The 1,950-nt window shown below is 27.7% G+C and carries 2 protein-coding genes; both read right to left on the minus strand.

Going from position 1 to position 1,950, the window contains the following annotated elements; all coding sequences use genetic code 11:
- Positions 1 to 284: CoA-binding protein (locus G3997_RS06690; RefSeq protein WP_296644699.1), on the minus strand; the 284-nt coding region annotated here is incomplete at its 3' end.
- Between the two features lie 111 nt (positions 285 to 395).
- Positions 396 to 1,823 (minus strand): alanine/glycine:cation symporter family protein, encoded by a 1,428-nt coding sequence (locus G3997_RS06695; protein ID WP_296644701.1) that lies wholly within the window; start codon positions 1,821 to 1,823, stop codon positions 396 to 398.
- Between the last annotated feature and the right edge of the window lie 127 nt (positions 1,824 to 1,950).

Raw genomic sequence — 1,950 nt, forward strand, 5'->3', positions numbered from 1 at the left:
CTATCTTTATCAAAATATATATTCTTTATATCTAAAAGTTCCATTTCATCTATTATATAATAATTATGTACTGATTCTTTTAATATAGCAACTACGTCTATATTATGTGGCACATCTTTTAGGCTTTCATATATTGAAAATTCCTCCGAATTATAGTTATTAAAATTAATACCAACAACTTTACAGTTATTATTTTTTAATAACTTTATAAATTTAACTTCTTTAGAATCTTCACTTTTATCTATAATTACCACAGCCCAAGATCTATTCTTAAGCAAATTCATAAACTTACCCCCAAATAAAATATATTGGTTATATTCAAATAACCTAAATAGTCTATGTAAAATATTTATAAAATATAAAACCTCTCATATAATCTATGAGAGGTTCTTATATTATATTGCTTTTTCTGAAGCATTATCATCTGTCCAACACTCTACGTTTTCTAGTCCTTTTATACTAGATGCATAGAATACCGGTTTTTTAATTCCTGATTTCTTTTGTTTAGTATAATCATCTAATGCTGCAAATGCATATTTTCCTAATAATGCTATAGCTATTAAGTTTATAACAGCCATAAGTCCCATAAATACGTCAGCTAAATTCCAAACTATTTCTACTTTTACAAGTGCACCAAATAAAACCATACCTATAACAAGTATTCTAAATATATTTAATCCTTTTTTACTTAAGTTTAAAAATTCCATATTAGATTGTCCATAATAATAGTTACCTACTATAGAACTAAATGCAAATAAGAATATACAAACTGCTATAAATATATTTCCTATAGGTCCTATATGAGATGATAACGCAGCTTGTGTAAGCTCTATACCTGTTAGCCCAGTTTCCATATATGTTGGGTATAAAAGTATTATAAATGCAGTACAACTACATATAACTATAGTATCTGTAAATACTCCTAAAGTTTGTATTAATCCTTGTTCTACTGGATGAGCTACATCAGCTGTAGCTGCTGCATTAGGTGCTGAACCCATACCTGCTTCATTAGAGAATAATCCTCTTTTTATACCCGTTAACATCATACCACCCATAGTACCCATAGCTATTTCTCTCATACCAAAAGCACTTTCAAATATTAATTTAAATACTCCTGGTAATTGATTTAAGTTAGTAGCTATTATAAATAATGCAACTAATATATAAAGTCCTGCAAATATAGGAACTATCGTTTCAGAAACCTTAGCAATTCTATGCACTCCACCAAATATAATAAGTGATGTTAAAACACAAAGTACTAATCCTATTATTAGCTTATCTGCTCCAAATGCACTATTAAATGATGTAGCTATAGTATTAGCTTGAACTGCATTAAATATAAATCCAAAAGATATAGTTATTAATATTGCAAAAGTTGCACCTAACCATTTATTATTTAATCCTTGTTTTATATAATAAGCTGGTCCACCTCTAAATGAGTCTCCATCTTTTACTTTATATATTTGAGCTAATGTACTTTCAACAAAACTTGATGCTGAACCAATTAAGGCTATAAGCCACATCCAAAATATAGCACCAGGTCCACCTGCTATAATTGCTATTGCAATTCCTGCTATGTTTCCTGTTCCAACTCTTGATGATGTACTTATACAGAATGCTTGAAAAGATGAAACCTTTCCATCTTTTTTAGCACCCTTAGATGCTCCATCACCTAATAATCTAAACATTTCTTTAAAATATCTAAATTGAACAAATTTTGTTCTAAATGTAAAGTAAAGCCCTAATGCTATTAACATTACTATTAATACATAAGACCATAAAAATGTATTAGTCGTATCTACTAATTTAAGTATCATATCCATCCTTAATTCCCTCCTCATAAATTTATTATCTATAATTTAAAAAGTTTTAATACTGCATAATTTAAAATAAATTATTCATTTAAGGTAATTATAGTAGTTTTTTTGTATAATTTCAACCTAATTTTTG

The organism is Romboutsia sp. 13368 (assembly GCF_018336475.1).
Classification (GTDB): Bacteria; Bacillota; Clostridia; order Peptostreptococcales; family Peptostreptococcaceae; genus Romboutsia.